The following is a 25,254-nucleotide window of genomic DNA, read 5'->3' as shown; positions in this document are numbered from 1 at the left end:
AGACATGGAGATGGCTGATCACACCACCCTCCGGCTCATGGAGCTCCTTCTCACCGCAGAGATCGTCAACCGTGAGGAAACGCTCGGTATCGCAGATCTTACTCCTGCCTGCCGCAAGGCGTTTAGCATCGGCAAGAACGGTCCGGATCTAAAACGCCCGTTCATTGTGAGCAACAGCGTTGCAAAACGCGCCCTTGGAATAGATGAGGCACATAATCTTGTTAAATCAAACCCGTTCATTGGTTTTGACGATTTTGGCCAGCGCCTCTCGATCACCGCCCTCGATCCGGCAGCCAGATGGTTCCTTGAACGGGGCGGCAGGGTACAGGCATCCGCAAACCCCGTTCTTGCATTCTATTACGAGAAGATCGGTGCAGATGGCATCGCCTATAAAGCAGCAGTCGAGGCAAACCCCCGGTACGAGGACAGCCGCGCATTTCTGGAGCCGAAGATCGAAGCTCTGAAGATTGTATCTGAGGATATCCGCGATGCACTCGGCCTGGTGACGATCCTTGCGCCTGAGGAGATCGAAGAATCATTTGAGTCCTTCGTTGCCACCCCCGATCAACTGGAGATGATCGGAAAGATCAAGGTTGCCGTAGCAAACCGGGAATTCCTAAAAAATCATCAGATCTACCAGGTTGGAAGGCTCCTCTTTGTCGGCCCTCCCGGTACCGGCAAGACCTCATTTGCGCTCTCGCTTGCACGCGAGCTGCATATGCCGATCCTTGAAGCACGCCTCTCGATGATCACCTCCCAGTACCTTGGAGAAACATCAAAGAATATCGACAGGATCTTTGAGATAGCAAAGCGGCTCGCCCCGTGCATCCTCTTCATCGATGAGTTCGATTATGTGGCACGCACACGGGACTCGGATGATCATGGTGCCATGAAGCGGGCTGTCAATACGCTTCTAAAGAGCATCGACCAGATAAGCCTTATCAAATCGGATGTCCTCTTCATCGGGGCGACGAACCATCCTGGAATCCTTGACGAGGCAGCATGGAGGCGGTTTGATGAAGCTGTCCCATTCACCGTCCCGGATATCGCAATGAGGCAGGCAATCCTCGAATCAATCACCCGGACACTCCGGATAATTCCCGATCTTTCGATTCTGGCTGCAAGAACCGAAGGCTTCACCGGCGCCGATCTCCGTCTGATGGTGAAGGAAGCTATCATGGCCGCTCTTATTGAAGGGCGGGATGAGATCACAGAGGTCGATGTAGAACAGGGGATGCTCCTAGTTGACCGGAGGAATGCGCTTCGGAAGACCGGATGGATAGGGGCATGAGGGTCACCTTTCTTGGGACCGGAGATGCAATCGGCACACCCAAGATCGGGTGCAACTGCGATCACTGCATGCAGGCATGGAAGGAGCGCAAAGAGCGTCTCAGGACATCGCTTCTGATCGAGACAGGTTCACGCCACCTGCTGATCGACACCACCCCCGATCTCCGCAGGCAGCTTCTGGATGCCGGATCCCCACATATTGATGCCGGGATCTGGACACATGGACATTATGATCATTTCATGGGCTATGGCGACTTCTACCGTGTCCAGAAACCGCCTGCCATGTATGCCGCACCTGAAGTGCTCGAATATTGTACTGAAGTCTTCTCGTTCCTCCCCTCGCCAAGGATTCCTGTTTTGCCCTACCAGCCATTTCCCCTCTTCGATCTCACAATAACTCTCTTCCCGGTCACTCACCCGGGTGCCCCTACCTATGGCCTCAGGATAGAATCCGATGATTCTGTTCTTGTATACTCCTCAGATACACTGAGGGAGATCCCCAGAAAAAGTATTGACTGCATGCGTGGTGCAGATCTTCTCATTCTTGATGCGATGGCGCCATCGCATCTCACGATCTCAAAACATATGAATTATACCGATGCGCTCGACCTTGCAGATGAACTGAAGCCAAAAAACCTCAGGATGGTGCACTTAAGCCATATGGTCTCCTGGGATCAGCCGCATTCGGCATATGATAGGGAGACCTTTGATCTCGGTCTCCGCTAATGCCTATATAGTCTCCCCGCCAATTGATATACAGTATGAACATAAAAATTCTTGAGCTTGAGAAAAATAAGGTCAGAATGGTATTTGTTTCCGAGAAACACACCTTTATGAACCTTCTAACCGATACGATCCTCCGTGACCCGGCGGTGAATGTCGCAAAATATGTGATCGAATACCAGTTCTCGGATCCAGAACTCCTCGTTTCGACAGACGGCAGCAAGGATGCGATCACGATCATCAGGGAAGCATGCGATCAGATCGGACGCTCCTGTGACGAACTGCTGACACAGGTCGGATCCGTCTAAGTCGGGTTTTTCAGGAGAACACTCCAATACAATATCAGGGGTGCCTGATGCTTCCGGGACATCATCTGCATCCCGTACAGGCACACTCTTTTCGCTATTAAAAAAAACAAAAGGTGCACTCACACCCGCTGGGTGAATGCAACCTGGCCTGATATTTTTGTGATCTTGACTTTTATCTTCTGTCCGGGTTTTCCGCCGGTGACGTAGAGGATATATTTTCCAACCTTTGCAACACCGTCTCCACGCCTGCTGACAGATTCGATCTCCACGTCAACTTCCATGCCCTCTTCGAGGCTGGTTCCTTTTACTTCTGTCCGGGCACGCCGCTTCCTCACCGGGCGGTGGCTGCCGCAGGCATCGCACCTGAGCATCTGGATTCGGTCGTCCTTGACAAGCCGTGTGTCGGGCCGCCCGCATTCCGAGCAGATGACATAATCATCGATATAGTTCTTCACGATCGCCTCAAGGACATCGGTCTCGAACTTTCCATTGAAGATTGCACGGTTTCCATCGATCTTTCCCGCAGTCCCGAGCTCGCCGAGCATGAACTTCATCAGGTGATCGGACTCCCGGTTCAGTGTCCCGGCAATCTCCATGAAATTCTCAAGGATCGTCGTCTTTCCTTCAGGGTAAGACTTGACCGGCGGCACGACGAACCGCTCTCCCGTATCTGTCGGCTCGCTGATACCGGTATATGCCTTCTTCAGCAGTTCCTCGTAACTATCGACCATGCAGAGTATATGGTGGTCATAGTGCTAAAAAGTGTAGTATGGGCCAGGAGAGAGATCCTTATTTCTCCTCCTAAGATGACCTCTATGGAATGCTGTCCGCCGAAGATCTCACGATCATCCGCTCACGCCTCGGGCGGGATATCACCCCCCTTGAGGCGGTCGCTTTTGAGAACCTCTGGAGTGAACACTGTAGCTATCGCTCGACAAAAGCCCTCCTGAGGACCCTCCCGACTGATGGGGAGAATGTCGTCATCGGGCCGGGAGATGATGCTGCAATCGTCCGGTTTACTGATACAACTGCTCTGGCAATCGGGATGGAGAGCCATAATCATCCAAGCTATGTCGATCCCTATGACGGTGCTGCAACCGGTGTCGGGGGGATTGTCAGGGATATCATCTCGATGGGCGCCCGCCCTATTGCCCTGATGGATCCCCTCTGTTTCGGAACTCTCGATTCTGAGAAGACGAGGCACCTCTTTGAGCATGTCGTCTCTGGCATCGGGGATTATGGAAACTGTATCGGGGTGCCCGTTGTCAGGGGCGATCTCATCTTTGACGAAAGTTACCAGGGCAATCCGCTCGTCAATGTTGTCGCTGTTGGTGTCGTTGATCCGGATTCTGTCATCACCGGCAGGGTACAAAAACCTGGCAACCGTCTCGTCCTCTATGGCTCCCGAACCGGCCGCGACGGCCTTGGAGGGGCATCCTTTGCATCGCGTGATCTCAGCGAGGATTCTGAAGCCGAGGATCGCCCGAGCGTGCAGGTCGGTGATCCCTATACCGAGAAACTCCTCATCGAGGCAACGATGGAGATGTGCGCAACCGGTAAAGTGCTTGCCTGCCGCGATCTCGGCGCAGCCGGATTTGCAGGTGCATCAAGCGAGATGTCCAGTACATTTGGCGCCCGGATCATTGCGGATCGCGTCCCTCTCCGTGAAACAGGGATGAATGAGATCGAGATCATGCTCGCTGAATCGCAGGAGCGGATGCTCGCCGAGGTTGCACCAGAAGATCTGGCAGCAATCGGGGCAATCGCAGAGAAATACGATCTCTCATGGGCCGATGTCGGAGAGGTTATAGCAGAGCCCAGGTATATCGTTGAGTTCAATGAAAAGATCGTCTGCGATCTCCCGATTGATCTCCTCGTCGGCGGGACTCCCGCCTGCCGCTGGGAAACGAAGCCATACAGTGCAGAAGAACCTTTCCGCCGCCCTGAGGAGGATATCCGCACCCTTTGCAAAAAAGTGCTCTCCCACCCCGAATGTGCGGCAAAGGACTGGGTCTTCTCCCAGTATGATCATGATGTCCAGCTCAGGACTGTCTCCCTCGGTCCCGATGCGGGGGTGCTCCGGCTTGACGGGCTTGCCCTCCACTTCACCTGCGGCTGCAATCCGCGGCATATCTATCTTCGTCCACGCGAAGGGACAGCGAATGCCGTTCTTGAGAATGCCTCAAACCTCGCCTGCTATGGAGCCGATCCGCTCTGTATTGTTGACTGCTTAAACTTTGCAAGCCCGGTTCACCCGGAGATTGCCTGGCAGATTGAAGAGTCGATTCTGGGTATGGGAGAGATGTGCCGCCGCCTGAATGTCCCGATCGTCGGGGGGAACGTCTCCCTCTATAATGAGAGTGATGAATTTGAAACCCGGATCAAGCCCACACCGATGCTCGGTGTGATCGGGAAGGGCGATCTCCGGACCTTCGCCCCGCCACAGGAGGGTGCAACCCTTGCGTTAATTGGAAGAACTGAGCCCGATCTCGGTGGATCAATCCTGGATTGTGTCACCGGATGCGGTGGCCCAGCTCCTGCTGTAGGTAGTGTAGAAACGGTCCAAACAGTCCGGGATCTCGTCAGGAACGGTGGGCTTGCTGCAGTAACCGATCTCTCCCGTGGCGGGCTTCTTACCGCACTCGCAAAGATCGCCCCCCGCTCGTCGGTATCAATAGAGGGTGATCCGGTTGTAGCTCTCTTCTCGGAATCCTATGCCCGGTTCCTGGTGGTAGTTGATGATCGCTCCATCTTAAAAGGCATCCCGCATACAGTGCTTGGAACCGTCGGCGGCGATGCACTTCGGATCAGATCAGGTGATGAGGAGGTCGTCCTCACGCCAGCCGACCTGCGGGAGGCATCGCGTACCATCACGGATCTGATGCGGATCGATTAGGCTTCCGCCAATTTGGTGACCGCCTGTATAAGGGCGGCCATCTCTTCTTGATTTCTGTCGCCCCTCATTGAAAAGCGAACATGGAAACTGCCAGCGACTTCCATTCCGCGTTCCTTTGCATGGTTCTCCATGAGCGTGAGCGTCTCACCCGGCCCACCTCCGGAGGTGCAGACGAGCAGAGCCTTCTTTCCTAAACAGTTCTTCAGCGCCTGTATCATTGCGTTTGCTGCAGGTGTCGGGCGGGATGCCCAGACGGGGGATCCGAGGATGACGAGGTCATAGCCGGACAGATCGATTGCATCCGGCTCGATTGCGGCATGGGTTCCCCTCAGGGCACGGGGGATACCCCTGATATACATCGTCACCTTCCCGTATCCGGCACGATCACGAACCCTGAGCATTTCTGCCCCTGTTGCTCTGGAGATCTCCTCCATCACAGAATGTGTGTTGCCGGTCTCGCTATGATAGATGCAGAGGATCTTCATACTGTGCGCTATGAGATCTGGTACTATATAAAAATATGAAAAAAGATTAAAGATTCTTAAACTGGGGCATATCCTTTCTCAGTTCTGCGCCGACAAGCTCGATCTCGTGCTCTTCATCGGCACGGGTGAGTGCATTGAAGACGGGCCTGCCCACCATGTTCTCAAGGATCCACTCTTTGGCAAAGGTGCCGTTCTGGATCTCGGAAAGAATCTCTTCCATCTCCATCCTGCTCTCGGGCCCAATGACACGGGGTCCGCGGGTGATATCCCCGTACTGGGCGGTGTTACTGATGTACTTGCGCATCTTGGTAAATCCGCCCTCATAGATGAGATCGATGATCAGTTTCGTCTCATGGAGCACCTCAAGGTACGCCATCTCGGGGCTGTATCCTGCATCGACGAGGGTCTCGTACCCGGCCCTGATCAGCGAGGTGATACCGCCGCAGAGTACTGCCTGTTCTCCAAAGAGATCGGTCTCGGTCTCCTCGCGGAATGTCGTCTCAAGCACCATTGCACGGGTGGCGCCGATACCTTTTGCATAGGCAAGCGCCAGTGCGCGGGCATTGCCTGAGACATCCTGGTACACCGCGATCAGTGCGGGGACGCCCATGCCCTCGGTGTAGGTTCTCCGGACCATGAATCCGGGCCCTTTCGGGGCGACCATGAAGACATTTACCGTCTCCGGCGGGACAATCTGCCCGAAGTGGATATTGAATCCATGTGAAAAGACAAGGGATGCATCCTTCCTGAGATTCTGTGCAATCTCTGACCTGAAGACAGCCGCCTGGCTCTCGTCAGGGAGGAGAATCTGGACCAGATCTGCCTTCTTTACCGCCTCAGCAACTGCGAGGACGGAAAAGCCGTCTTTCTTCGCCTCATCCCAGCTCTTGCCGGGGCGGAGGCCGATGATAACATCGAGTCCGCTGTCACGAAGATTCAAAGCCTGGCCGCGGCCCTGTGAGCCGTAGCCGATCACGGCGATCGTCTTTCCTTTTAAATGAGAGAGATCGGCGTCTGCGTCATAGTACTTCTGGACCATAGCTATACCACTACGTAATGCGGTGCGAGCCTACATAAATATATTATACAGAGGGTCATACCTGACTGTACTTTTATAGCCTGATCTTCTGTGAAGAAGATATGATAATAGAGGTTTTTTCGCATGGAACTGTCAGATATTCAGTCCACTATCCCCGATATCCGGATCAACCTGAGCCGGGTGGGTGTCAGGAATGTACGAAAACTTGTGGAAGTAGCACGTGTCGGTAAACGCCCGGCGATCTTCATATCAAAATTTGATATCTTTGTCGATCTCCCCGGTTCACTGAAGGGTGCAAATCTCTCAAGGAACTTTGAAGTGATCGATGATGTGCTTCAGGAAGCCATCGGTGGCGAAGTAGGGGAGATTGAGGAGGTCTGTAGCAGGGTTGCACGGAAACTCCTCGACCGCCATGAATATGCCGAGAGAACCGAGGTTCGGATGGAAAGTGCGTACATGGTGAAGAGGGAGACCCCGGTCACCCAGACACAATGCCATGAGGTGGTAACAGTACATGCACGTGCCATTGCCCAGCGGACGAGCCGGGAGCCGATCATCAGGAAGAGTATCGGTGCCGAGGTTACCGGCATGACCGCCTGCCCCTGTGCCCAGAATATCATGAAGGATCATGCTATGATGGTACTTGAGTCACTTGATGTGGATAAGGGTAAGATTGAGACCTTCTTTGACGAGGTACCGATGGCAACCCATAACCAGCGAGGCAAGGGTTTCCTCTGCATTGAGACCGATGACGATCAGCATGTGCCGCTTGAAGATGTGATCAATGTCTTAAAGGAATCCATGAGTGGAAAGATCTATGAGCTCCTCAAACGGGGCGACGAGAGCTATGTGGTTATGGAAGCCCACAAAAATCCGAGATTTGTCGAGGACTGTGTTCGCGAGATGGCAAAGAAGGTCGTCGGAGCCTTCGGGCATCTGCCTGGTGATGCCTATATCACCATCCGCCAGACAAATGAGGAGAGTATCCACCAGCATGATGCATATGCAGAACGGCATGCAACACTTGCCGAACTCTATGCAGAATTAAACTACGAATAATTAAATGCTTGTATGGGGGGGTCTGGATCCCCACCCCGTCTTTTTGCCTGATACTATGCCGGGAATAGGGGCACCCCTCATAAAAAAATGCAAACGGGATACATATATTATTTAAATACTCTTTGGCCTTATATTAAAAGGTAATCCACTACCCTATTATATGGTGCTGTTTTCCTTGAAAAGGGTAATATTACGTTCTTATGCCCCAAACAAAGCGCATAGGCACTTTTTGACCAAAAAGAAGAAATAATGCTGTTATTTGTGTGTGGCTCCCGATAATATTAAAAATATCTAATTTCGTAATACCAATTAATATTTTTGAATGTGATGATAACCTTGATTGAAGGGTACTATCACAAACTATAATTAACGATATCGTTCTAATTCACTTTAGCGTACTTTGGTACGTGTCATTAACCGCACAGGATAAATATTGACGTATAGCAGATCGACCACCACATTTTGGATGAGGCGATAACATTGTCGAAAGTAGTAGAAATTTCCCCAACCACAAGGCATGAAGGCCATTCCAAGCTCGTCTTAAAAGTCAATGATGACGGTATTGTCGAGCGGGGAGACTGGCTCTCCATTACTCCAGTCAGGGGTATTGAAAAGCTTGCCATCGGTAAGACGATGGAGCAGGTTCCAAAGATCGCATCACGTGTCTGTGGTATCTGTCCGATTGCCCACACACTCGCTGCAACAGAAGCGATGGAAGCATCGATCGGATGTGAGATCCCAGAGGATGCATATCTTCTCAGGATGATGCTCCAGTGTGCAAACAGGATACACAGCCATGCACTGCATAACATCCTGACCCTGCCGGATATGTACTTACCCGGAACAGACTCAAAGATCAACCCCTTCACACCAGAAGAGCCGGTCAGAAGCGTTGCAAAGCGTATCCAGACCCTCCGTATGGTCGGCCAGACGATAGGTGAGATCGTCGGCGGCGAAGCGATCCACCCCTCAAACCCCCGTGTCGGCGGTATGTACAAGAACCTCACACCCCGGGCAAGGGCAAAAGTCCTCGATCTCGCAAAGATGGGGCTTCCACTTGCACGTGAACACATGGAGTTCATGATTGCAATCCTCAGGAACTACCAGAAGCGTGACTGGGCAGAAGTCGGCGGCAAAGAGATTCCGATTCCAAAGGATCTCGGATACCACAACCAGGGCTACATGGCAGCTGACCCTGTCTACGGCAGCAGCTCACTTGATGAGATCCCGGGCTGGTTCCCCGAGCGCTGGACTGAAGTCCGGCCATGGGACTGGTACATGGGCGAGGAAGAGATCACACTCGAAGACCCATCATATCCGGTTGGCGGCACCACCAAGGCAGGCACCAAGGCCTGGCCACAGATGGAAGCCTGCACCGGTGTTCCGCTCTATGACGGCCAGCCCGTCGAGGTCGGTCCCCGTGCCCGTCTGGTTCAGTTCAAGAACTACGACGAGAAGGGTGCAATCGGCCTGCAGATCGCACGGCAGATGGAGTACATGGACTGCTTCTATAAGATCATCGAGGCAGCAGACGCACTCGACTGTTCGGCGCCGGTTATTGCAGATGAGATTCCACAGGGTGACGGCTCCATCGGATGGGCGGCAAACGAAGCCCCCAGAGGTTGTGACGTTCACCTGGCAAAGGTCAGGAACGGCAAAGTCGAATACTTCTCGATGCTTGTCCCGACCACCTGGAACTTCCCCACCTGCAGCCGTGCACTCGTTGGTGCTCCCTGGCAGCTTACCGAGGTCATCATGCGTGCCTATGACCCCTGTGTCTCCTGTGCGACCCACATGATCGTCCTCGATGAGGATAAGAGGCTCGTAGCAGAGAAACTCCTCGAGTGAGTGCGTTCATGGACGAGCTGTACCCCGAGATAGTCATCGCCGGCTGCGGCAACATGCTGTTTGGTGATGACGGCTATGGACCCGAAGTTGTTGAGCGGTTGAAGGAGCATACTCTCCCCGACAATGTGAAAGCGGTTGATGTGGGCCTTGGAGGGCCCTACTTCTGCTTTAACATGCTCGATAACGGAGTTACCAAAAAGCTTATTATTATCGATATTATCGATTTTGGCGCTGAGCCCGGAACGCTTACTAAGCTCCGGGTTGAGGATCTGCCGCCGGGCAGTTACCGGGATGCCCATTCATGGGCTTTGACCGAACCGCTCACCTATCTTAAGGACAAGATGGATATTTCGATAATAGGGTGCCAGCCAAAGAACGTACCCGCCCCTGATGTTGAAATAGGCATTTCAACTGAGGTTGAGGATGCTATACCCCTGACGATTCAGGTTGTATTGAAGGAAATTGGGGTGAACAATGGGAATTCTTGAATCCCTGAAGGCCCTGTTATTCGGTAAACATGACGTCGGTGGGGAAAAGCAGGACGTGAAGCCTGAACCTGCCAGAAAGACAGACGCTGTCAAGGAAGCAGGTAAACCAGCTGACGTAATTGTCGAAAAGAAGGCGTCAATCATAAAAGAACCAAAGGAGGAGAAGCCAGTGGCTGACAAGATTACTGTAGGACACGTGCACATGAGCGGTTGTACCGGGTGCCTGGTGTCCTTTGCAGATAACTATGAAGGATTGTTAACAATTCTTGACAAATATGCGGACCTCGTCTATTGTCTCACATTAGCTGATGTCCGGCATATCCCAGAGATGGATGTAGCCCTCGTTGAGGGATCTGTCTGCATCCAGGATCACATCGCAGTCGAGGAGATCATCGAGACGAGAAAGAACGCGAAGATCGTCGTCGCGCTCGGTGCCTGTGCCTGCTATGGAAACATCACACGGTTCGCTCGTGGTGGCCAGCAGAACCAGCCCCAGCATGAGTCATACCTGCCAATCGGTGACCTGATCGATGTGGATGTCTACATCCCCGGATGTGCACCGACCCCGCAGCAGATCAGAAATGTCTGCGTGATGGCATACCTGCTGCTGAAAGGAAACGACGAGCAGAAGGCACTTGCGGGTGCATACCTGACACCATTGATGAACCTTGCAAAGGCAGGCACTGAAGCCTGTGGTTGTGATGTCATGTATAATGTGATCAACCAGGGTCTTTGCATGGGCTGTGGCTCATGTGCAGCAGCCTGCCCGGTCCGTGCAATCACAATGGTCTATGGAAAGCCCCAGGTCGAGCGTGACCTCTGTATCAAATGCGGCGCATGCTATGCACAGTGCCCGCGGAGCTTCTTCAGCTTCGATGTGGTTAACCAGTATGAGGGCATCATTGATGCAATAGACGCTGCTCTGCAGCCCTGAGGAGGGAGAAGAAATGGTACTAGGTAACTACAAACAGGTTATTGCGGCACGCAGCACAGACGCTGAGATCCTCCGCGGGTCTCAGGATGGCGGCATCGTAACCCAGCTCTTTGCATACGCGCTTGATGCGGGTATCATTGACGGTGCGATCGTTGCAGGTCCAAGCGATGAGCCGTTCAAGCCCGAACCGATGGTTGCGACCACACGCGAGGAGCTCCTTGCATCACGTGGAACCCGCTATTCCATCTCCCCGAACATGTCCCTCATCAAAGAGGTGACCCGGAGCTATGGACTTGACAAGGTTGGTGTCGTCGGCACTCCCTGCCAGATCCAGGCACTCAGGAAGGGACAGCTCTATCCTGTAGGGCTCCGCGATGTTCCTGACAAGATCGCACTTGCAATCGGTATCTTCTGCATGGAGAATTTCCCCTACCAGAGCATTATCCAGCTCGTGGAAGACCACGGTGCGACCGCTCTTGAAAATGTCTCCAAGCTCGACATTGGAAAGGGCAAGTTCTGGATCTACACCGAGCGCGGTGCAACCGTTCAGATCCCGCTGAAGGTCACCCACAAGTACGAGCAGCCAGGCTGCCACGTCTGCCTCGACTATGTCTCAAACTTAGCTGACATCTCAACCGGTTCAGTCGGAACCCCCGACGGCTGGTCGACGGTCTTTGTACGGTCAGCAAACGGTGATGACATCTGGGCAAAGGCGATCGCAGCAGGCGCATTCGAGACAAAGCCGATTGACTCTGTCAAGCCTGGCATCGAACTCGTAACCAAGCTCGCAACCGAGAAGATCACAAAGAACCAGCAGTACATTGAAGACCGTAAGACTAAGTTCACAGTCGGAAAAGAACTGCGGAACCCATACATCTAATCTTTTTTTTCCCGCCTGTTTCTCAGGAACAGAAGAAAAGGGGTTTAAAGATACTGCATCTACATATCAGCAATGGCAGATGATATCGTTGAAGAAGATGCCGCTCTTCCAGGCGATCCGGTTCCTGATATACCGGTTTCAGAGGATGGGGCAGCTACAGGTGGAGAAGAGGCTCTCCCAACACCTGAGAACGGGAGCATGGTTCCCGATGCATTCATCCGCGATCTGAAGGCATTTGGGGAGAGTATACGGAAGAACCCCGGACTGGTCGAGCAGATCAGGGATGTCTTTGAGTATCATCTCGTTGATATGACCGATCGCCGGACATTCTCCAGGATCGTCAACGCCCTAACGATGATCCTCGGCCATAGTTCAACGATGGTTGTGGCAACAGCCTGCCATATCAATGCAGCGCCCTTCTTTACCGATATTCAAAAGCAGGTCGGCGAAGAGGAGGAGGCAGAGGTAATTGCCGTTCTCCAGCATCTCACCGCCCTGTATGGAAACCGGGTTCAGGAAGCATACGCCTTATCCGTCGGATCCCTTGATGAAGACTGGTTCACAGCGGATATCAATACCTTCAGGCGGGAAGGCGAGCAGAACTGGATGATTGAACTCCGCCTTGCCCTTTATAATGGAACAATTGCGCACCTGAAGATGACGCCGGAGTCACTCTTCCAGCTGACGCTGATTATGATGAACGAGGTGAAGAAACTCCCCGCAGAAGCATTTGATCAGGAGATGGTCGGGCGGTACGGGGATGATATCCAGTCGTTTGCAAAACGGTTCTCTCTCCGCACCGATGATGGCACCCCCCCCGGATATGCGTGAGAGGGATCAGGTCCCTTCTCCTGCAATCACTTTTATTTCGCTTTTCTGGTAATTGTCACCGGGTCGATCTTCGCGTCGATCAGAAGCTCAAAAGAGATCTCTAAAAGCCACCCTGACTTTTCAAACATGCTCATGAAACAGACTCCTGCTACCGGAACGCCGTGTTTTGATACTACGGCTTTTACCTCTTCGATCGTCACCGGAACTCCCGGCATGGCAAGGCCGCCCATCAGGACAATTAATGCGGGTTTCACTGCCGCCCCCTCTTTCGCCTGCATGCCGACAGCAGGAACAGACTTCAGTACATGGGCATTTGCCTCATCAAAGAGCGGAACAAAGAGGTGTGTCAGGTTCAGATCGCGCGTTGCATAGGCGAGTAGCTCGACAAACGGGGTGCAGGTTCCGGCACAGCCATAGTAGACGATCTGCGAGCCTTCAGGGAGACCCTTCTCTTTCAGAAATTCCTTGAAGGGCCTGAGTATACCCGGAACACCTGTTAATGTGGTTACAGTGGTCATAGTTTTTTTCTCCGATAGAACCATATGAAACACAGGTTTATAAATAACACTCTCCAATCTAGAAGAGACGATTCTTGCGGAGGGTTTGAGATATCTTCAGAGAACAGGCGATCTTCACCCGGAAAACTGATCGCTACCTTTACGATTCTGATGATCTTCTGGTATATCCTGTCAGGATACTTCGATCTCTTTCACATCGGGGCCGGGATCATCTGTTGTGGGATTGTGACGCTCATATCCGGGGATCTGATCCTGCGATCTGATCGGAGCCTCATCCAGTCAGGACGCATATTCATCCGGTTTATCCTCTTCCTGCCACAGCTGATGGTGGAGATCCTCATTGCGAACCTTGATGTTGCCTACCGTGTCCTGCACCCGAAGATGCCCATCGATCCGGAGATTCTTACCATTGATACCGGATTTTCAGGTGATGTTCCGAGAACTGCATTTGCAAATGCAATGACTCTCACACCAGGCACAATCACCGTTGATGTCAGGAGAGGAACCTTCACTGTACATGCACTGGTCAGGGAATCAGCAGAAGAGGATCTCCTCCGGAAGCGGAGCATCCAGAAGAGACTCGCGGACATATTTGGTGAAGGGCCATGATCGATATCTTCCTCGCAAGCGGGATCATCCTGATCCTTACGATCTTCCTCTGCCTCTACCGTGTGATCTTTGGACCTGGTGTTGAGAACAGGTTGATTGCGGTAAACACAGTCGGTACAAAGACGATCATCCTCCTTGTGATCATCGGTTTTATCTACGAGCGCCCGCTCTTCATCGACATCTCTATCGTCTATGCCATGATCAACTTCATCGCAACGCTCGCTATTGCAAAGTACCTGAAGAGGGGGTGTATATCCTGAGTCCTCTAAATATCCTTGCTCTTGTCTGTATCGGAATCGGCCTCTTTTTCATGGTCGTCGGTGCAGTCGGGCTGATCAGGCTTCCGGATTTCTATACACGTGCACATGCAAGCGGCAAGTGCGATACGCTCGGGGAAGGGATGATGCTGATCGGCTTCATCCTCTACGAAGGCATGACGCTGATCTCGGTGAAGCTGCTCCTCCTTGCAATCTTTATCTTTATCTCCTCCCCGACAGCTGTACATGCACTTGTGAATGTCGCCCATTCGAGGGGGGTTACACCGTGGAAGAAGGGGGATGAACGGCAATGATCTGGGAACTTGATTTTGCTCTCCTCCTCTTCATGACCATCTGTGCAATCGCGGCGATCACAGTGAAGGATCTCCTCCATGCGACGATTGTACTTGCCGCATATTCGCTGATTATGACGGTACTATGGGCAGAGATGAATGCCGTTGATGTTGCATTCACAGAAGCTACCGTCGGCGCCGGAATTACGACTGTGCTCTTTATTGCAGCAATCGCACGAACCAGAAGGAGTTCATCAGATTGAAGGTAAAAGCACTCATCGCGGTCCTTTTCATCGGAATCATCCTCTTCTGGGCAGTTGAGGATATGCCTGCGTTTGGCGATCCGGATGCTCCCGCAACACAATATACCGGACAGCTGTATGTGGATGCCGTCCTTCCTGATATCGGGATTGATAATATTGTCACGGCGATACTTGCAAGCTATCGTGGCTTTGATACGCTCGGGGAAGTCGTTGTGATCTTCACCGCAGGGATTTCGGTAGCACTCCTGCTCCGAAGGGGTGGGCGGCTATGATGGAGAATGTGGTCATCAGGACGGTGTCCCGGCTTGCGGTACCTTTCATCCAGATCTTTGCCCTCTATGTGATCGTACATGGCGCATCCGGGGCAGGCGGCGGTTTCCAGGGCGGTGTTGTCTTTGCAGCTTCATTCATCCTGATGATCATCGCTTTTGGAACAGCGAATGTACGCCGCCGGATAGACAACAGGGGCATCATGTGGCTCTCGGTGATTGGAATTACCATCTATGCGGGAATAGGATTTCTGGCTCTCCTTATGGCAGGCAACTTCCTCGAATACGCTGCGATTGAGGCGGTACTTGGGATACCGCACCTCCATGGCATCCTGATCGATCTGGTTGAAGCCGGAATCGGCATCGCTGTCATGGCGGCGATGGTCTCGATCATCTATGATATCTCAGGAAACGGGGAGGAATCATCATGATAGAGTCATTTTCTGAACTCTTCCTATCCCGATATAATTACTGGATGGCAATCATCCTGATGCTGATCGGGCTGTATGCCCTGATTGCCAAACAGAACCTTGTGAAGAAGATCATCGGGCTGAACATCTTCCAGACGGCGATATTCCTCTTCTATATCTCGTTTGCCGAAGTCCGGGGTGGCACGGCACCCATCTATACGGCTGAAGGAATTTCAGCACTCTATGTGAACCCGCTCCCGCATGTCCTGATCCTGACTGCAATCGTCGTCGGGGTGAGTGTGACAGCCGTTGCCCTCTCTTTAATCGTCCGTATCTACGAAGAGTACGGTGTGATCGATGAGGATGAACTGATGCAGGTGGTGAGGAAGAGGTGACGATCATCAATCATATTCCGGTATTCCTGGTAGCAATCCCAATCCTCGCCTCACTCCTGATACTTGCTACCGGATGGTATGACCGGAGGTTCTGCTACCCGATAGCACTCATCACGATCCTCTCCCAGTTCCTGGCATCACTAGCCATACTTCTCCGGGTGCTTGACGGAGGTACAATCAGGTACCATCTTGGAAGCTGGGCGCCCCCGCTTGGAATCGAGCTCGTCATCGACAGTTTCAACGGGTTTATACTCGTAGCTATCCTGCTCCTTGCTGCTGCGACGATTGTCTATGCACGGAGGAGTGTCGAGAAGGAGATTGCACCAGATAAGATCGTCTCCTTCTATGTGCTTTTCCAGCTGCTTGTGACCGGGCTTGTGGGTATGACGATCACCGGGGATGTCTTCAATCTCTATGTCTTCCTTGAAATCTCCTCGATTGCTGCATATACGCTGATCGCCTCATCCCGAAAACCCCATTCCTATCTGGCAAGCTTCAATTACCTGATCCTCGGCTCAATTGCTGCCGGTTTCATCCTTCTTGGTATCGGGAACCTCTATGTCGTAACCGGGACGCTGAATATGGCAGAGCTTGCCACACTGCTCCCTGCATCGTACCACCTTGCCACAGTCCATTCGGCATTCCTCTTCCTGATGATTGGCTTCTCCATCAAGGTGGCATTCTTCCCGCTCCATCTCTGGCTGCCGGATGCATATGCCGAATCGCCATCAGCAGTGACGGTGCTGATCTCGACGGTGATGGCGAAGGTGAGCGTCTATGCACTCTTTCGGCTCCTCTTCACGGTCTTTACGACCGCATATATCATAGACAGCTTCCCGGTGACCGGATTTATCCTCCTGATGGCAACAGTGGCGATCGTTGCGGGTGCAGTCCTTGCGATTGCACAGGAGGATCTCAAGCGGATGCTGGCATATTCAAGCGTCAGCCAGATCGGGTATATCATGTTCGCCCTTGGCGTTGCAAATGAGATTGCGCTTGAAGGCGGTCTCCTGCACATTCTCGGCCATGCGGTGATGAAAGGCTGCCTCTTCATGGTGGCAGGCCTGATCATCTACCGGATGGGTACCTCCCGCTTAAGCGACATGAAAGGACTCTCAAAGACGATGCCGATATCCTGTGCAGCTTTTGCGCTTGCAGGAGCATCGATGATCGGCATTCCCCCGACAATCGGGTTCATGAGCAAATACTACCTGGTGCTCGGGGCATTTGAAGCGGGGCTCTGGCCATATGCTGCGGTACTCCTGGTCGGCTCCCTTCTTGCTGCCATCTATATCTGGCGTTTCATTGAGATCGCCTACTTCGGCGATCCGCACGGAGGGCATGACGAGGATCATCATACACATACAGCAGAACGCGAAGGCCCTCTCTCGATGCTCGCCCCGATGGTCTGCCTGGCCATCCTCTGCCTCCTCTTCGGCATCTTCGTCGAGGTGCTGATGGGGGCAGTCGGTCCCGCGGCACTCCTGCTCCTTGGAGGTGCCTGATTATGGCAGATATCACATCTCTCATCCCCGCAATAGTGATAGCAATCCCGCTCCTCGCATCGGTTCTGATACTGGCGACCGGGAAATATGAGAATCTCCGCGAGGGTGTCACGATTACAGCGACAGTTGCGATGCTCGTCTCAGTCCTCCTGATGCTCCCCGGGGTGCTCGCCGGAAACCGTTTCACGGTGACGCTCCTCCCGATGGTCCCGGGCGGCGACTTTGCCCTGAAGGTTGATGCCTTCGGAATGGTCTTTGCCCTTGTTGCAGCATCTCTCTTCCTCCTGAATTCATTCTATGCAATCGGGTACATGAGATCCCTCAAAGAACATGCCCAGACGAGGTTCTTCTTCTGCCTCGCCGTTGCAATAGCCGCTGCAATCGGGATCGCGTTCTCTGCAAATCTCCTGACCCTCTTTGTATTCTATGAGATCCTTACGATCATCACCTATCCGCTTGTTGTCCATGTTGAGACGCCTGAGGCGATGAAAGCAGGAAGGAAATATCTTGCCTATCTCTTCATCGGCGGTATCTTCCTCCTTGCCGCGGTCATCCTGACCTATATCCTCACCGGAACAACCGACTTTGTAGCTGGAGGATTCCTTGCGGGATCGGGATCAGATCTCATCCTCCAGATCCTCTTCATCCTTTTCCTGGTCGGGTTTGTGAAGGCGGCATGGATGCCGCTGCATGGCTGGCTCCCGGCGGCGATGGTCGCCCCGACACCGGTTTCGGCGTTCCTCCATGCAGTTGCGGTTGTTACCGCAGGCGTCTTTGGGATCGTCAGGATCGCCGGATGGGTCTTTGGGATGGATCTGATGGCAACGCTTAGCCTTGGCACCCTCCTTGCAGTGATCGCCTCATTTACCATCATTGTAGCCTCCCTCTTCGCACTTGCCGAAGATAACCTGAAGCGGAGGCTTGCCTACTCAACGGTGAGCCAGCTCTCCTATATCCTTCTCGGCGTCTCGATGCTCTCTATCGCCGGGATGACCGGGGCGATGGCGCATATCCCGATCCATGCGTTCCTGAAGATCACCCTCTTCTTTGTCGCAGGTGCGGTCATTGTCTCTGCCGGTAAAGAGAGCATCTCCGAGATGAAAGGGATCGGGAGGAAGATGCCGGTGACCGCAGTCATGTTTGCTGTCGCTGCAATCGGCATCTGCGGGCTTCCTCCGCTATCCGGCATCATCAGCAAGATCTATCTCGCTCTCGGTGCAGTTGAGGGCGGGGTGCCGATCCTCCTCCTTGTGATCATTGCAAGTGCCGTCTTAAATGCTGCATATTTCTTCCCGATCATCTACACGATGCTCTTTGAGATTTCAGACGATCCTGCGGCCCTCGAATTGGTCAGTGAGCCCCCGCTCACAATGCTCGTTCCAATCATCCTGACGGCGGGCATATCGGTATTGATCTTCTTCTTCCCCTCTATGCCGTTTATGGATCTGATTGAGATCGCGATTGCCGAGATTACTCACCAGGTGATGCCATGATCGGACTTCCTCCAGCATTTCTCTTTCTCATCGGCCTTCTCCTCGTTCCGATCCTGAAGGGACACGCACAGAAGATCTGGACACTCCTTCTTGGTGCAGCCGGTCTTGCGATGGTGGTTTTAATCGGGTCCTCATCACCCGATCTGGTTGTGGCGGTTATACCTGGTATTGATACCATCCTCCTGACAACCGATTCCATGCGGCAGCTTGCAGGGGCCATCTTTGCGCTTGCAGGCTTCATCGTCATCATCTACGCAACATACCGGGATCTCAATTCAGTGGAGATAGTCGGTATCCTCGCTTCAGTTGCAGCAGCACTTGGGATTGTCTATGCAGGAGATCTGATCACGGTCTTTGTCTTCTGGGAGCTTCTGGCACTTTCCTCCCTTGCTATCATCTGGGCTTCAAAGGATTCACAATCATCAGGTGCCGGGTACAGGTATCTCCTCTTCCATATCTTCGGTGGCGCCTGCCTCCTCGGGGGGGTCGTCTATACCATTGCCACAACCGGAAGTGCGGCAATCGGGCAGGCTGGCGATGGCATCGGCTTCCTTCTTCTCTTCATCGGGATCGGGGTGAATGCCGCATTCATTCCCCTCCACACCTGGGTTCCGGATGCCTATCCACGGGCATCTGTCCTCGGATCAGTTGCCCTCTGCATCTTCACGACAAAAGCAGCCGTCTTCCTCCTTGCAGCGATTGGTGGATGGGGAACCGCCGTTGCATACATGGGCGGGGCGATGGCGCTGTACGGTGCTGTCTATGCCCTCATGCAGGATGATATCCGGCGCCTCCTCTCGTACTCGATCATCAGCCAGGGAGGCTATATGGTTGCGGCAATCGGGGTGGGAACTGTTGCCGGACTTGATGCGGGGCTTGCACATCTTGTTAATGATATCCTCTTCAAGTCGCTCCTCTTTATGGCAGCCGGTGCGGTGATCCTGAGGACGGGCTCTTCCCGCCTCTCGGATCTCGGCGGGCTCTCAAAGACAATGCCAAAAACAACAGTCTGTGCGGTGATCGGTGGCCTGGCACTCGCCGGTGTGCCGGGGTTCAATGGCGCAGTCAGCAAGGGTATGGTGATCGAGGCAGCAGGAGCAGTGCCATACCTCACTCCCCTTCTCATGATCTCAGCAGTGTTCACCGCCATCTATGTCGTCCGCTTCCTCTACCTCGGCTTCTTCAGATCCGCTTCCGGAAGGGGGAACGAGCAGATACCACGCGACGCCCCTCTCCCGATGATGATCGCAATGAGTGTTACTGCTCTGCTCTGTATCGTAATCGGCCTCAACCCGGCTCTCCTGACAAGTCTGCTGCCGGGGATGAGCGCAGCCCATCCGTTTGCCGCTTCCCATCTCTTCGAGTCGGCACTGATCTTTGCTGGTGCCGGACTCATTCTGCTGATTCTCCGGCCTCTTGGAAGGCCGTGGCGTGGATTTGAAAGAGATATTGACTTCCTCTATATACGGGCGGGAAGATCCGTTGCATGGGTCGCAAACAACCCGCTTGTTCATGGAGCCGATCTGATTGGTGCGGGCCTTCGCCATATCATTTCTGCTCTCAGAACCATCGCTGCAAATCCGCCGGTTGCCTGCCAGATTGCACTCAGGAGCATTGCACTTCCCTGTGTCCGGGCATTCTCTGATCCATCAAAAACAAGGGCGTATGAAGAGCGTCTTATCTGTATGAAGGATCAGTACCCGGACGAACAGATCTCGATATGGGGTGGCGGGTACGGGATCATCTTCATCAGCATCATCGCTTTTCTGTATTTCCTCTTTGATCTGATGAAATAGCGGAAGAGGAAATCATTCCAATTATTTTGAGACGATCTTCTGCACGAGCGCCATGACACCCGGCTTTGTCCGCTGCCTCCGCCGTGCGCTCACTGTGGGGGTTTCAAACATCTCCCTGTTCATCCGAAGATTGATCTCATCAAAGATCCGCCTGTATGCGATGCAGTGGGGATCAACCCCTTCGATTCGCCCCTCAGTCGGGGCAATCGCATTGTAGGGGCAGCCGCCACGGCAGTACCGGATGTGTGAGCAGTCCCCGCATGCGGAATCGACATAGGCTTTGTATTCCTGCATCAGCTTCCAGGGCTTTGAGTCAGCCAGCTCCTCGAGGGATGGGCAGTCAGACACATTCCCCATCACATACTCCGGCATCCCGACAAACCGGTAGCAGGGATAGATACCCCCGTCAGGACCGATTGCAAAGGTGTTTGCCATGCAGTCGACATAGGTGCAGACCGTTCCGTGCCTGGTGAAGACACACCTGACAAGATCGTTGATGTTCATAACCTCAGATCGATCAATGTTCTCGAGGTACCGGTCAAGCAGGAAGACGAGAAGCTCCCCGTACTCTTCAGGTGGAAGAGCCCATTCCTGCGGGGAATCTCCCCGTAGCGAGGGGAGAGCGGGGTGGAGCTTCATCGGAAAACCATGGTCCATGAAGAAGTTGAAGATCTCTTCCTTATGCAGGACCGACTTATTCGTGAAGGTACAGATGAAGCGGACCGTCAACCCATGCGATCTCGCAATCTCATAGCCTGCAAATGTCTTTTCATAGTAACCATCTCCTCTCTGCGGATCGTTAATCTCTTTTGGCCCGTCAATTGATGATCCGATCGGGACATGGTATGCGGCAAGGGCATCAGCAATCTCCGGTGTCATCCGCCAGAGATTTGACTGGAGGGCAAAGTCAGGAGTGAGCTCGGACAGCTCATCTGCAAGGATCGGGAGTGCCTGCCGGTAAAATTCAGCACCGGCAAGAAGCGGCTCCCCGCCATGAAAGGTGAAGGTGACGGGATCGGTCCTGAAACTTTTCAGCCACCTGACAATATCATGGATCGTATCGATGGACATAATCGGGGAACCTTCCTCGGAACTCCAGCAGTAGGCACAGTTGCCCGGACACCCGAGGGTTGGGATGATCATCACGTGGAAGGGATTCTTCATTCAGTAAACGGTCATCCATACAGCCCCTTAATGCTATTCATTCATGCAGGGCGGTTCTTCACTGAAAAGACTGCCTGGGTTTTTCTTAAATGGCAAATAATGTTCTTAATGGAGAATCAGTGCGAGAAATACGGTTTTTCTTTCAGGTTACACTTATTATCTGTAAGGTAGATATAATTCTCATGAGTCTCTCGCTGATCATGCATCGAATTGACAGAGACATAATCACACAGTATCTTCTGCCCCTATTCTCTCCAGATGATAGGTGATACCGGCAGGTGCGGTAGTGTTGGTTTGAATTACCATCTATGATGCTGCATATCCGGTTATAATTAATAACCTCCTCATATGTGGTGAGAGAGGTCTATGTACAAAGAGGCCGGTTCTCCGGTTGAACCACTCGACTGATACTATGATGAATGTTTGTTTGTTGAAGGCTGGACGCCCTCAGAACGAGCGGGGGCTCTCGTTTTCCGGGAGGCAGCACCCATGATAGCTCTCCCTCCCTTCCTCATCTACATCATCGGTGCTGCCCTCCTTCCACTCCTCCCAAAGAGGGTGCGGCATGAGTGGATGCTCTTTGTTACAATAGCCGGGCTTGCTGCAATCAGCCTTCAGGAATACGGAATGGAGGTGCCTCTCCTTCAGCTTCTCCCCGGCATCGGGCTCTCCCTCCTCTCGGTTGACGGGCTCTCACGGGTAGTTGGCTATATCTTCGCAGGGATCAGTGTCCTTGCGGTCATCTATTCGAGCCAGGAGGAGCGTCTTTCCCATCAGATGGCACTCCTTGTCCAGGTCGCCTCAGGAATGGGGATCGTCTATGCAGGCGACTTCATCACCCTCTTTATCTTCTGGGAACTGCTTGCCCTATCCTCGCTTGCCCTCATATGGCATGGATATGAGGGGTCGAAGGGTGCCGGGTATAGATATGCCCTGATGCATATCCTCGGAGGGGTCTTCCTCCTTGCAGCAATCGCCGTTCAGCTTGCTGAAACCGGTTCGATGCAGATCGGCCCTGCCGCCCCTGGCACTGCTTCCCTCCTCTTCATCATCGGGATCGGGATGAATGCCGCCATTATCCCGCTCCATGCCTGGCTCCCAGAATCATATTCAAAGGCATCGATTGTGGGATCGGTTATCCTCTGCATCTTCACGACAAAAGCGGCGGTGTACCTGCTGGCACGTACCCTCCCCGGCTCTGAGGCGGTAATGTATATCGGAGCGATCATGGTCGTCTACGGACTTGTCTTTGCCATCCTCCAGGATGATATGCGTATGCTCCTCTCGTACCATGTGATCAGCCAGGTGGGATACATGGTCGCTGCGGTTGGTATCGGCACCACGCTTGCTCTTAATGGGGGTATTGCCCACCTCTTCAACCATATCCTCTATAAAGCCCTCCTCTTCATGGTTGTGGGGGCGATCATCTTCCAGACTGGCAGGCACCGCCTCTCCGAACTCGGTGGACTCGGGAAACAGATGCCGATCACCTTCTCTGCTTCCCTCATTGCTTCAGCTGCTATCTCCGGGGTGCCGGGGTTCAATGGCTATGTGAGCAAGGAGATGATCGTCGGAGCGGCTGCCGAAAGCGGCCTTTTAACCCTCGAGCTCCTCCTCCTTATCGGATCGATCGGCACCTTCCTCTCCTTTGTGAAATTAAACTACTATGCGTTCATAAAGGAGAAGCTTGATCTGGTCACCCGCGACCCTCCGGTTCCAATGCAGATTGCTATGGTGATGACAGCATCAGCCTGTATCATTTACGGTGTCTATCCCTGGCTCCTCTTCTCGATCCTCCCCTATCCGGTCACCCACGATATCTTCAGTATCTCGCATATCCTGGAGATGATCATCATCTTTGCCGCAGTGCTGCTGAACCTCTGGGTGGTGAGGAGCATGATAAAAAAGCCCACCTATATTCCGCCGGACATGATGGCACTCTATCGTGTAGCAGGCAGTGGTGTCCTCTCCCTCTCCCACACGATCCTTCCAACTATATCGGGCAGGTTCTCAGACTTTTTTGATTGGTGTGTGAAGGGAGCTTCATGGTTTACAAAAAACCCGGTCATGGCAGCAGATATCCTGGTACAATCGGTATTGGTACCTCTCTCATTCAACCCTGCTTCACAGAGCAGGAGAAAAATCCGCCTCTCTACCCTTATCCGTACCTATCCGCAGGCGGTCCCGGAATCCTCCAATGCAGCATACGGCATCTTCGTAGCATCTGCGGTCGCTTTTACCCTCTTTCTGACGGTCTTTCTCATCTGATACCTGAAGCGATCCTTTATTGACCACGGATACAGAAGTACAGGAAAGCAATGACAGAACCCACCGGAAATAAAGGCACATTGAATCCATACAGCCGGATAGCCGGGAATTCGGTTGGAGAGAGGTGCAAAACCCTTGGTGTTATCCCTGGTGAGATGGTGCCGCTATCAAGGCTGAAGACTATCCATGAACAGTACGGAATCGCGGTATACCTCTTCTTTGATGAAAGAATAGCCCGCTCGTCAACAATGCAGGATGATATCATCGATTTTTCTGCCCTGCCTCCAAAAGCCCGCCCATACCTTGAGATTGAACAGTTTTACAGGGTTATTGAAGAGGAGGGGCTGATTCTCCTCGAGGATGATATGGTCTCAGCCGAGATAATAGCTGTCGGTAAAATGGAATGTGCATCCTGTGCAGGAGTGCGTTATGATCCGTATATCCGGGCATTGCTCCCTCCTAATGAATAATTCATTCTGAACAATGAGCCGAAGCGATCCTGTTACACGCCGCATTCTTACCCTCAGGGAGGAGGAATCATCACTCCTCTCATATCCGGAAGAGAGGCTTATTGAGATCATCTGTGATGTCGGATTTGCATGTGATGGGTGCGGACGGTGCTGCACCGCATCCTGTAACGGCCATGTCTTCCTTCTTGATCGCGATCTCCCTTATCTCCGAAATAATCATCCCGAAGCTCTCATTCCGGCGCCTGACTTTGAATTTGGAGATTCAAATGGCACCCTGTATGTATCCGGATATGCACTCAGGGTACAGGAAGACGGGAGATGCCTCTTTCTGACGAAGGAGAACCGGTGCAGTATCTATGAAGATCGCTTCTCGATATGCCGGATCTATCCATATATGCTCCATCAGGAACCTGATGCAGAAGGCGTGGTAGACTGGCGGCAGATTGCGGGGGTTGGCGATCATGGAGAGTACCATCTGCCCATTGAAGAGGCAGAGGCAGAACAGATCGCAGAAGCAGTAATCGCCTATGAGCTTGCCTTCATCCGTCAGCAGATCGGTTTCTGGGAAGCAATTAGCCGGTATTTTAATGAGCAGAACCTGAGGCATGTCAGGAAGATCTATGATCAGGCATATCAGCGGTTCCAGAAGGGTGAGCCGGTCAGGGTGATGGTCTATGCGGGAGGATCATTTGATTGCCATGTCGTAAGAATTGAGGATTACCGGGGATTTTCGCACCCATAACACATTCAGAGCCTGGAAAGG

The 25,254-nt window shown here is 52.9% G+C and carries 28 protein-coding genes; 23 read left to right on the top strand and 5 right to left on the bottom strand.

Annotated features, from left to right (window positions below; all coding sequences use genetic code 11):
- Positions 1-10: 10 nt before the first annotated feature.
- Genes FTO68_RS04995 through FTO68_RS04985 form a run of 3 tightly spaced genes read left to right on the top strand, consistent with a single transcriptional unit; the run spans position 11 to position 2,321 of the window.
- A complete protein-coding gene (locus tag FTO68_RS04995; protein ID WP_255332281.1) occupies positions 11-1,291 on the top strand; it encodes an ATP-binding protein in 1,281 nt (426 codons plus the stop codon).
- Positions 1,288-2,016, top strand: a complete 729-nt coding sequence (locus tag FTO68_RS04990; protein WP_255332280.1) for an MBL fold metallo-hydrolase — start codon at positions 1,288-1,290, stop codon at positions 2,014-2,016. The genes FTO68_RS04995 and FTO68_RS04990 overlap by 4 nt, the downstream gene beginning before the upstream one ends.
- A 35-nt stretch (positions 2,017-2,051) precedes the next feature.
- A complete protein-coding gene (locus FTO68_RS04985) occupies positions 2,052-2,321 on the top strand; it encodes a DNA-directed RNA polymerase subunit L (protein WP_255332279.1) in 270 nt (89 codons plus the stop codon).
- Positions 2,322-2,440: 119 nt separating this feature from the next.
- Here FTO68_RS04985 and FTO68_RS04980 read toward each other — a convergent pair whose 3' ends face one another.
- Positions 2,441-3,052: a translation initiation factor IF-2 subunit beta gene (locus FTO68_RS04980; RefSeq protein ID WP_255332278.1), complete on the bottom strand. Its 612-nt coding sequence runs from the start codon at positions 3,050-3,052 to the stop codon at positions 2,441-2,443.
- 89 nt (positions 3,053-3,141) lie between these two features.
- Between FTO68_RS04980 and purL the strand changes: the two genes are divergently transcribed.
- Positions 3,142-5,217: a phosphoribosylformylglycinamidine synthase subunit PurL gene (purL, locus tag FTO68_RS04975; protein WP_255332277.1), complete on the top strand. Its 2,076-nt coding sequence runs from the start codon at positions 3,142-3,144 to the stop codon at positions 5,215-5,217.
- Here purL and FTO68_RS04970 read toward each other — a convergent pair.
- The gene (locus FTO68_RS04970; protein WP_255332276.1) at positions 5,214-5,702 is read right to left on the bottom strand and encodes a flavodoxin family protein; all 489 of its coding nucleotides are present in this window, start codon (positions 5,700-5,702) and stop codon (positions 5,214-5,216) included. The genes purL and FTO68_RS04970 overlap by 4 nt on opposite strands.
- Positions 5,703-5,748: 46 nt before the next feature.
- The gene (ilvC, locus tag FTO68_RS04965; protein WP_255332275.1) at positions 5,749-6,741 is read right to left on the bottom strand and encodes a ketol-acid reductoisomerase; all 993 of its coding nucleotides are present in this window, start codon (positions 6,739-6,741) and stop codon (positions 5,749-5,751) included.
- A 123-nt stretch (positions 6,742-6,864) separates the two neighbouring features.
- Here ilvC and mptA point away from each other — a divergent pair, with 123 nt between their 5' ends.
- The 6 genes from mptA (at position 6,865) to FTO68_RS04935 (ending at position 12,781) form a co-directional block, all read left to right on the top strand.
- Positions 6,865-7,800 (top strand): GTP cyclohydrolase MptA, encoded by a 936-nt coding sequence (gene mptA / locus FTO68_RS04960; RefSeq protein ID WP_255332274.1) that lies wholly within the window; start codon positions 6,865-6,867, stop codon positions 7,798-7,800.
- A gap of 480 nt (positions 7,801-8,280) precedes the next feature.
- On the top strand, positions 8,281-9,648 hold the full coding sequence (gene frhA, locus FTO68_RS04955; protein ID WP_255332273.1) for a coenzyme F420 hydrogenase subunit alpha: 1,368 nt from the start codon (positions 8,281-8,283) through the stop codon (positions 9,646-9,648).
- 8 nt (positions 9,649-9,656) lie between these two features.
- Positions 9,657-10,136: a coenzyme F420-reducing hydrogenase, FrhD protein gene (frhD, locus tag FTO68_RS04950; protein WP_255332272.1), complete on the top strand. Its 480-nt coding sequence runs from the start codon at positions 9,657-9,659 to the stop codon at positions 10,134-10,136.
- 169 nt (positions 10,137-10,305) lie between these two features.
- Positions 10,306-11,070 (top strand): coenzyme F420 hydrogenase subunit gamma, encoded by a 765-nt coding sequence (gene frhG / locus FTO68_RS04945; protein WP_255332331.1) that lies wholly within the window; start codon positions 10,306-10,308, stop codon positions 11,068-11,070.
- Between the two features lie 13 nt (positions 11,071-11,083).
- Complete coding sequence (gene frhB, locus FTO68_RS04940) at positions 11,084-11,950, top strand: coenzyme F420 hydrogenase subunit beta (RefSeq protein ID WP_255332271.1); 867 nt, start codon at positions 11,084-11,086, stop codon at positions 11,948-11,950.
- A 72-nt stretch (positions 11,951-12,022) separates the two neighbouring features.
- Positions 12,023-12,781: a hypothetical protein gene (locus tag FTO68_RS04935; RefSeq protein WP_255332270.1), complete on the top strand. Its 759-nt coding sequence runs from the start codon at positions 12,023-12,025 to the stop codon at positions 12,779-12,781.
- A 32-nt stretch (positions 12,782-12,813) separates the two neighbouring features.
- On the opposite strand, the gene FTO68_RS04930 is transcribed toward FTO68_RS04935, so the two are convergent.
- Positions 12,814-13,299, bottom strand: a complete 486-nt coding sequence (locus FTO68_RS04930) for a DUF2124 family protein (protein ID WP_255332269.1) — start codon at positions 13,297-13,299, stop codon at positions 12,814-12,816.
- Positions 13,300-13,449: 150 nt separating this feature from the next.
- On the opposite strand from FTO68_RS04930, the gene FTO68_RS04925 reads away from it, so the two are divergent.
- From FTO68_RS04925 to FTO68_RS04880, 10 genes are read left to right on the top strand one after another with little or no spacing between them, the layout of a single operon-like run.
- The gene (locus tag FTO68_RS04925) at positions 13,450-13,908 is read left to right on the top strand and encodes a Na+/H+ antiporter subunit E (RefSeq protein WP_255332268.1); all 459 of its coding nucleotides are present in this window, start codon (positions 13,450-13,452) and stop codon (positions 13,906-13,908) included.
- Positions 13,905-14,168, top strand: a complete 264-nt coding sequence (locus FTO68_RS04920) for a monovalent cation/H+ antiporter complex subunit F (RefSeq protein WP_255332267.1) — start codon at positions 13,905-13,907, stop codon at positions 14,166-14,168. The genes FTO68_RS04925 and FTO68_RS04920 overlap by 4 nt, the downstream gene beginning before the upstream one ends.
- Positions 14,156-14,479: a monovalent cation/H(+) antiporter subunit G gene (gene mnhG, locus FTO68_RS04915; RefSeq protein WP_255332266.1), complete on the top strand. Its 324-nt coding sequence runs from the start codon at positions 14,156-14,158 to the stop codon at positions 14,477-14,479. Before FTO68_RS04920 ends, mnhG begins: the two co-directional genes overlap by 13 nt.
- Entirely contained in the window at positions 14,476-14,721 is a 246-nt protein-coding gene (locus FTO68_RS04910) for a Na(+)/H(+) antiporter subunit B (RefSeq protein ID WP_255332265.1), read from the top strand. Before mnhG ends, FTO68_RS04910 begins: the two co-directional genes overlap by 4 nt.
- The gene (gene mbhE, locus FTO68_RS04905) at positions 14,718-14,993 is read left to right on the top strand and encodes a hydrogen gas-evolving membrane-bound hydrogenase subunit E (protein ID WP_255332264.1); all 276 of its coding nucleotides are present in this window, start codon (positions 14,718-14,720) and stop codon (positions 14,991-14,993) included. Before FTO68_RS04910 ends, mbhE begins: the two co-directional genes overlap by 4 nt.
- Positions 14,990-15,421: an MnhB domain-containing protein gene (locus FTO68_RS04900; RefSeq protein ID WP_255332263.1), complete on the top strand. Its 432-nt coding sequence runs from the start codon at positions 14,990-14,992 to the stop codon at positions 15,419-15,421. The genes mbhE and FTO68_RS04900 overlap by 4 nt, the downstream gene beginning before the upstream one ends.
- The gene (locus FTO68_RS04895) at positions 15,418-15,795 is read left to right on the top strand and encodes a cation:proton antiporter subunit C (protein WP_255332262.1); all 378 of its coding nucleotides are present in this window, start codon (positions 15,418-15,420) and stop codon (positions 15,793-15,795) included. The genes FTO68_RS04900 and FTO68_RS04895 overlap by 4 nt, the downstream gene beginning before the upstream one ends.
- The gene (locus tag FTO68_RS04890; protein ID WP_255332261.1) at positions 15,792-17,300 is read left to right on the top strand and encodes a monovalent cation/H+ antiporter subunit D family protein; all 1,509 of its coding nucleotides are present in this window, start codon (positions 15,792-15,794) and stop codon (positions 17,298-17,300) included. Before FTO68_RS04895 ends, FTO68_RS04890 begins: the two co-directional genes overlap by 4 nt.
- Positions 17,301-17,302: 2 nt before the next feature.
- Positions 17,303-18,793 carry a proton-conducting transporter transmembrane domain-containing protein gene (locus FTO68_RS04885; RefSeq protein ID WP_255332260.1) on the top strand — a complete coding sequence of 497 codons (1,491 nt, stop codon included), beginning with the start codon at positions 17,303-17,305 and terminating at the stop codon, positions 18,791-18,793.
- Complete coding sequence (locus tag FTO68_RS04880; protein ID WP_255332259.1) at positions 18,790-20,589, top strand: proton-conducting transporter transmembrane domain-containing protein; 1,800 nt, start codon at positions 18,790-18,792, stop codon at positions 20,587-20,589. Before FTO68_RS04885 ends, FTO68_RS04880 begins: the two co-directional genes overlap by 4 nt.
- 21 nt (positions 20,590-20,610) lie before the next feature.
- On the opposite strand, the gene FTO68_RS04875 is transcribed toward FTO68_RS04880, so the two are convergent.
- Positions 20,611-21,753, bottom strand: coding sequence for a TIGR04083 family peptide-modifying radical SAM enzyme (locus FTO68_RS04875; RefSeq protein ID WP_255332258.1), 1,143 nt, complete (start codon positions 21,751-21,753; stop codon positions 20,611-20,613).
- 489 nt (positions 21,754-22,242) lie between these two features.
- On the opposite strand from FTO68_RS04875, the gene FTO68_RS04870 reads away from it, so the two are divergent.
- The 3 genes from FTO68_RS04870 to FTO68_RS04860 are packed head-to-tail and all read left to right on the top strand — an operon-like array spanning position 22,243 to position 25,233.
- Positions 22,243-24,021: a Na(+)/H(+) antiporter subunit D gene (locus FTO68_RS04870; protein WP_255332257.1), complete on the top strand. Its 1,779-nt coding sequence runs from the start codon at positions 22,243-22,245 to the stop codon at positions 24,019-24,021.
- Between the two features lie 50 nt (positions 24,022-24,071).
- Positions 24,072-24,491 (top strand): hypothetical protein, encoded by a 420-nt coding sequence (locus FTO68_RS04865; RefSeq protein ID WP_255332256.1) that lies wholly within the window; start codon positions 24,072-24,074, stop codon positions 24,489-24,491.
- 13 nt (positions 24,492-24,504) lie between these two features.
- Complete coding sequence (locus FTO68_RS04860; RefSeq protein WP_255332255.1) at positions 24,505-25,233, top strand: YkgJ family cysteine cluster protein; 729 nt, start codon at positions 24,505-24,507, stop codon at positions 25,231-25,233.
- Positions 25,234-25,254 lie beyond the last annotated feature (21 nt).

The sequence above is a fragment of the Methanocalculus taiwanensis genome, assembly GCF_024372745.1.
Classification (GTDB): domain Archaea; phylum Halobacteriota; class Methanomicrobia; order Methanomicrobiales; family Methanocorpusculaceae; genus Methanocalculus; species Methanocalculus taiwanensis.
The sequence above is the reverse complement of the archived record's forward strand: the minus strand, read 5'-3'. Positions and strand labels throughout refer to the sequence as shown.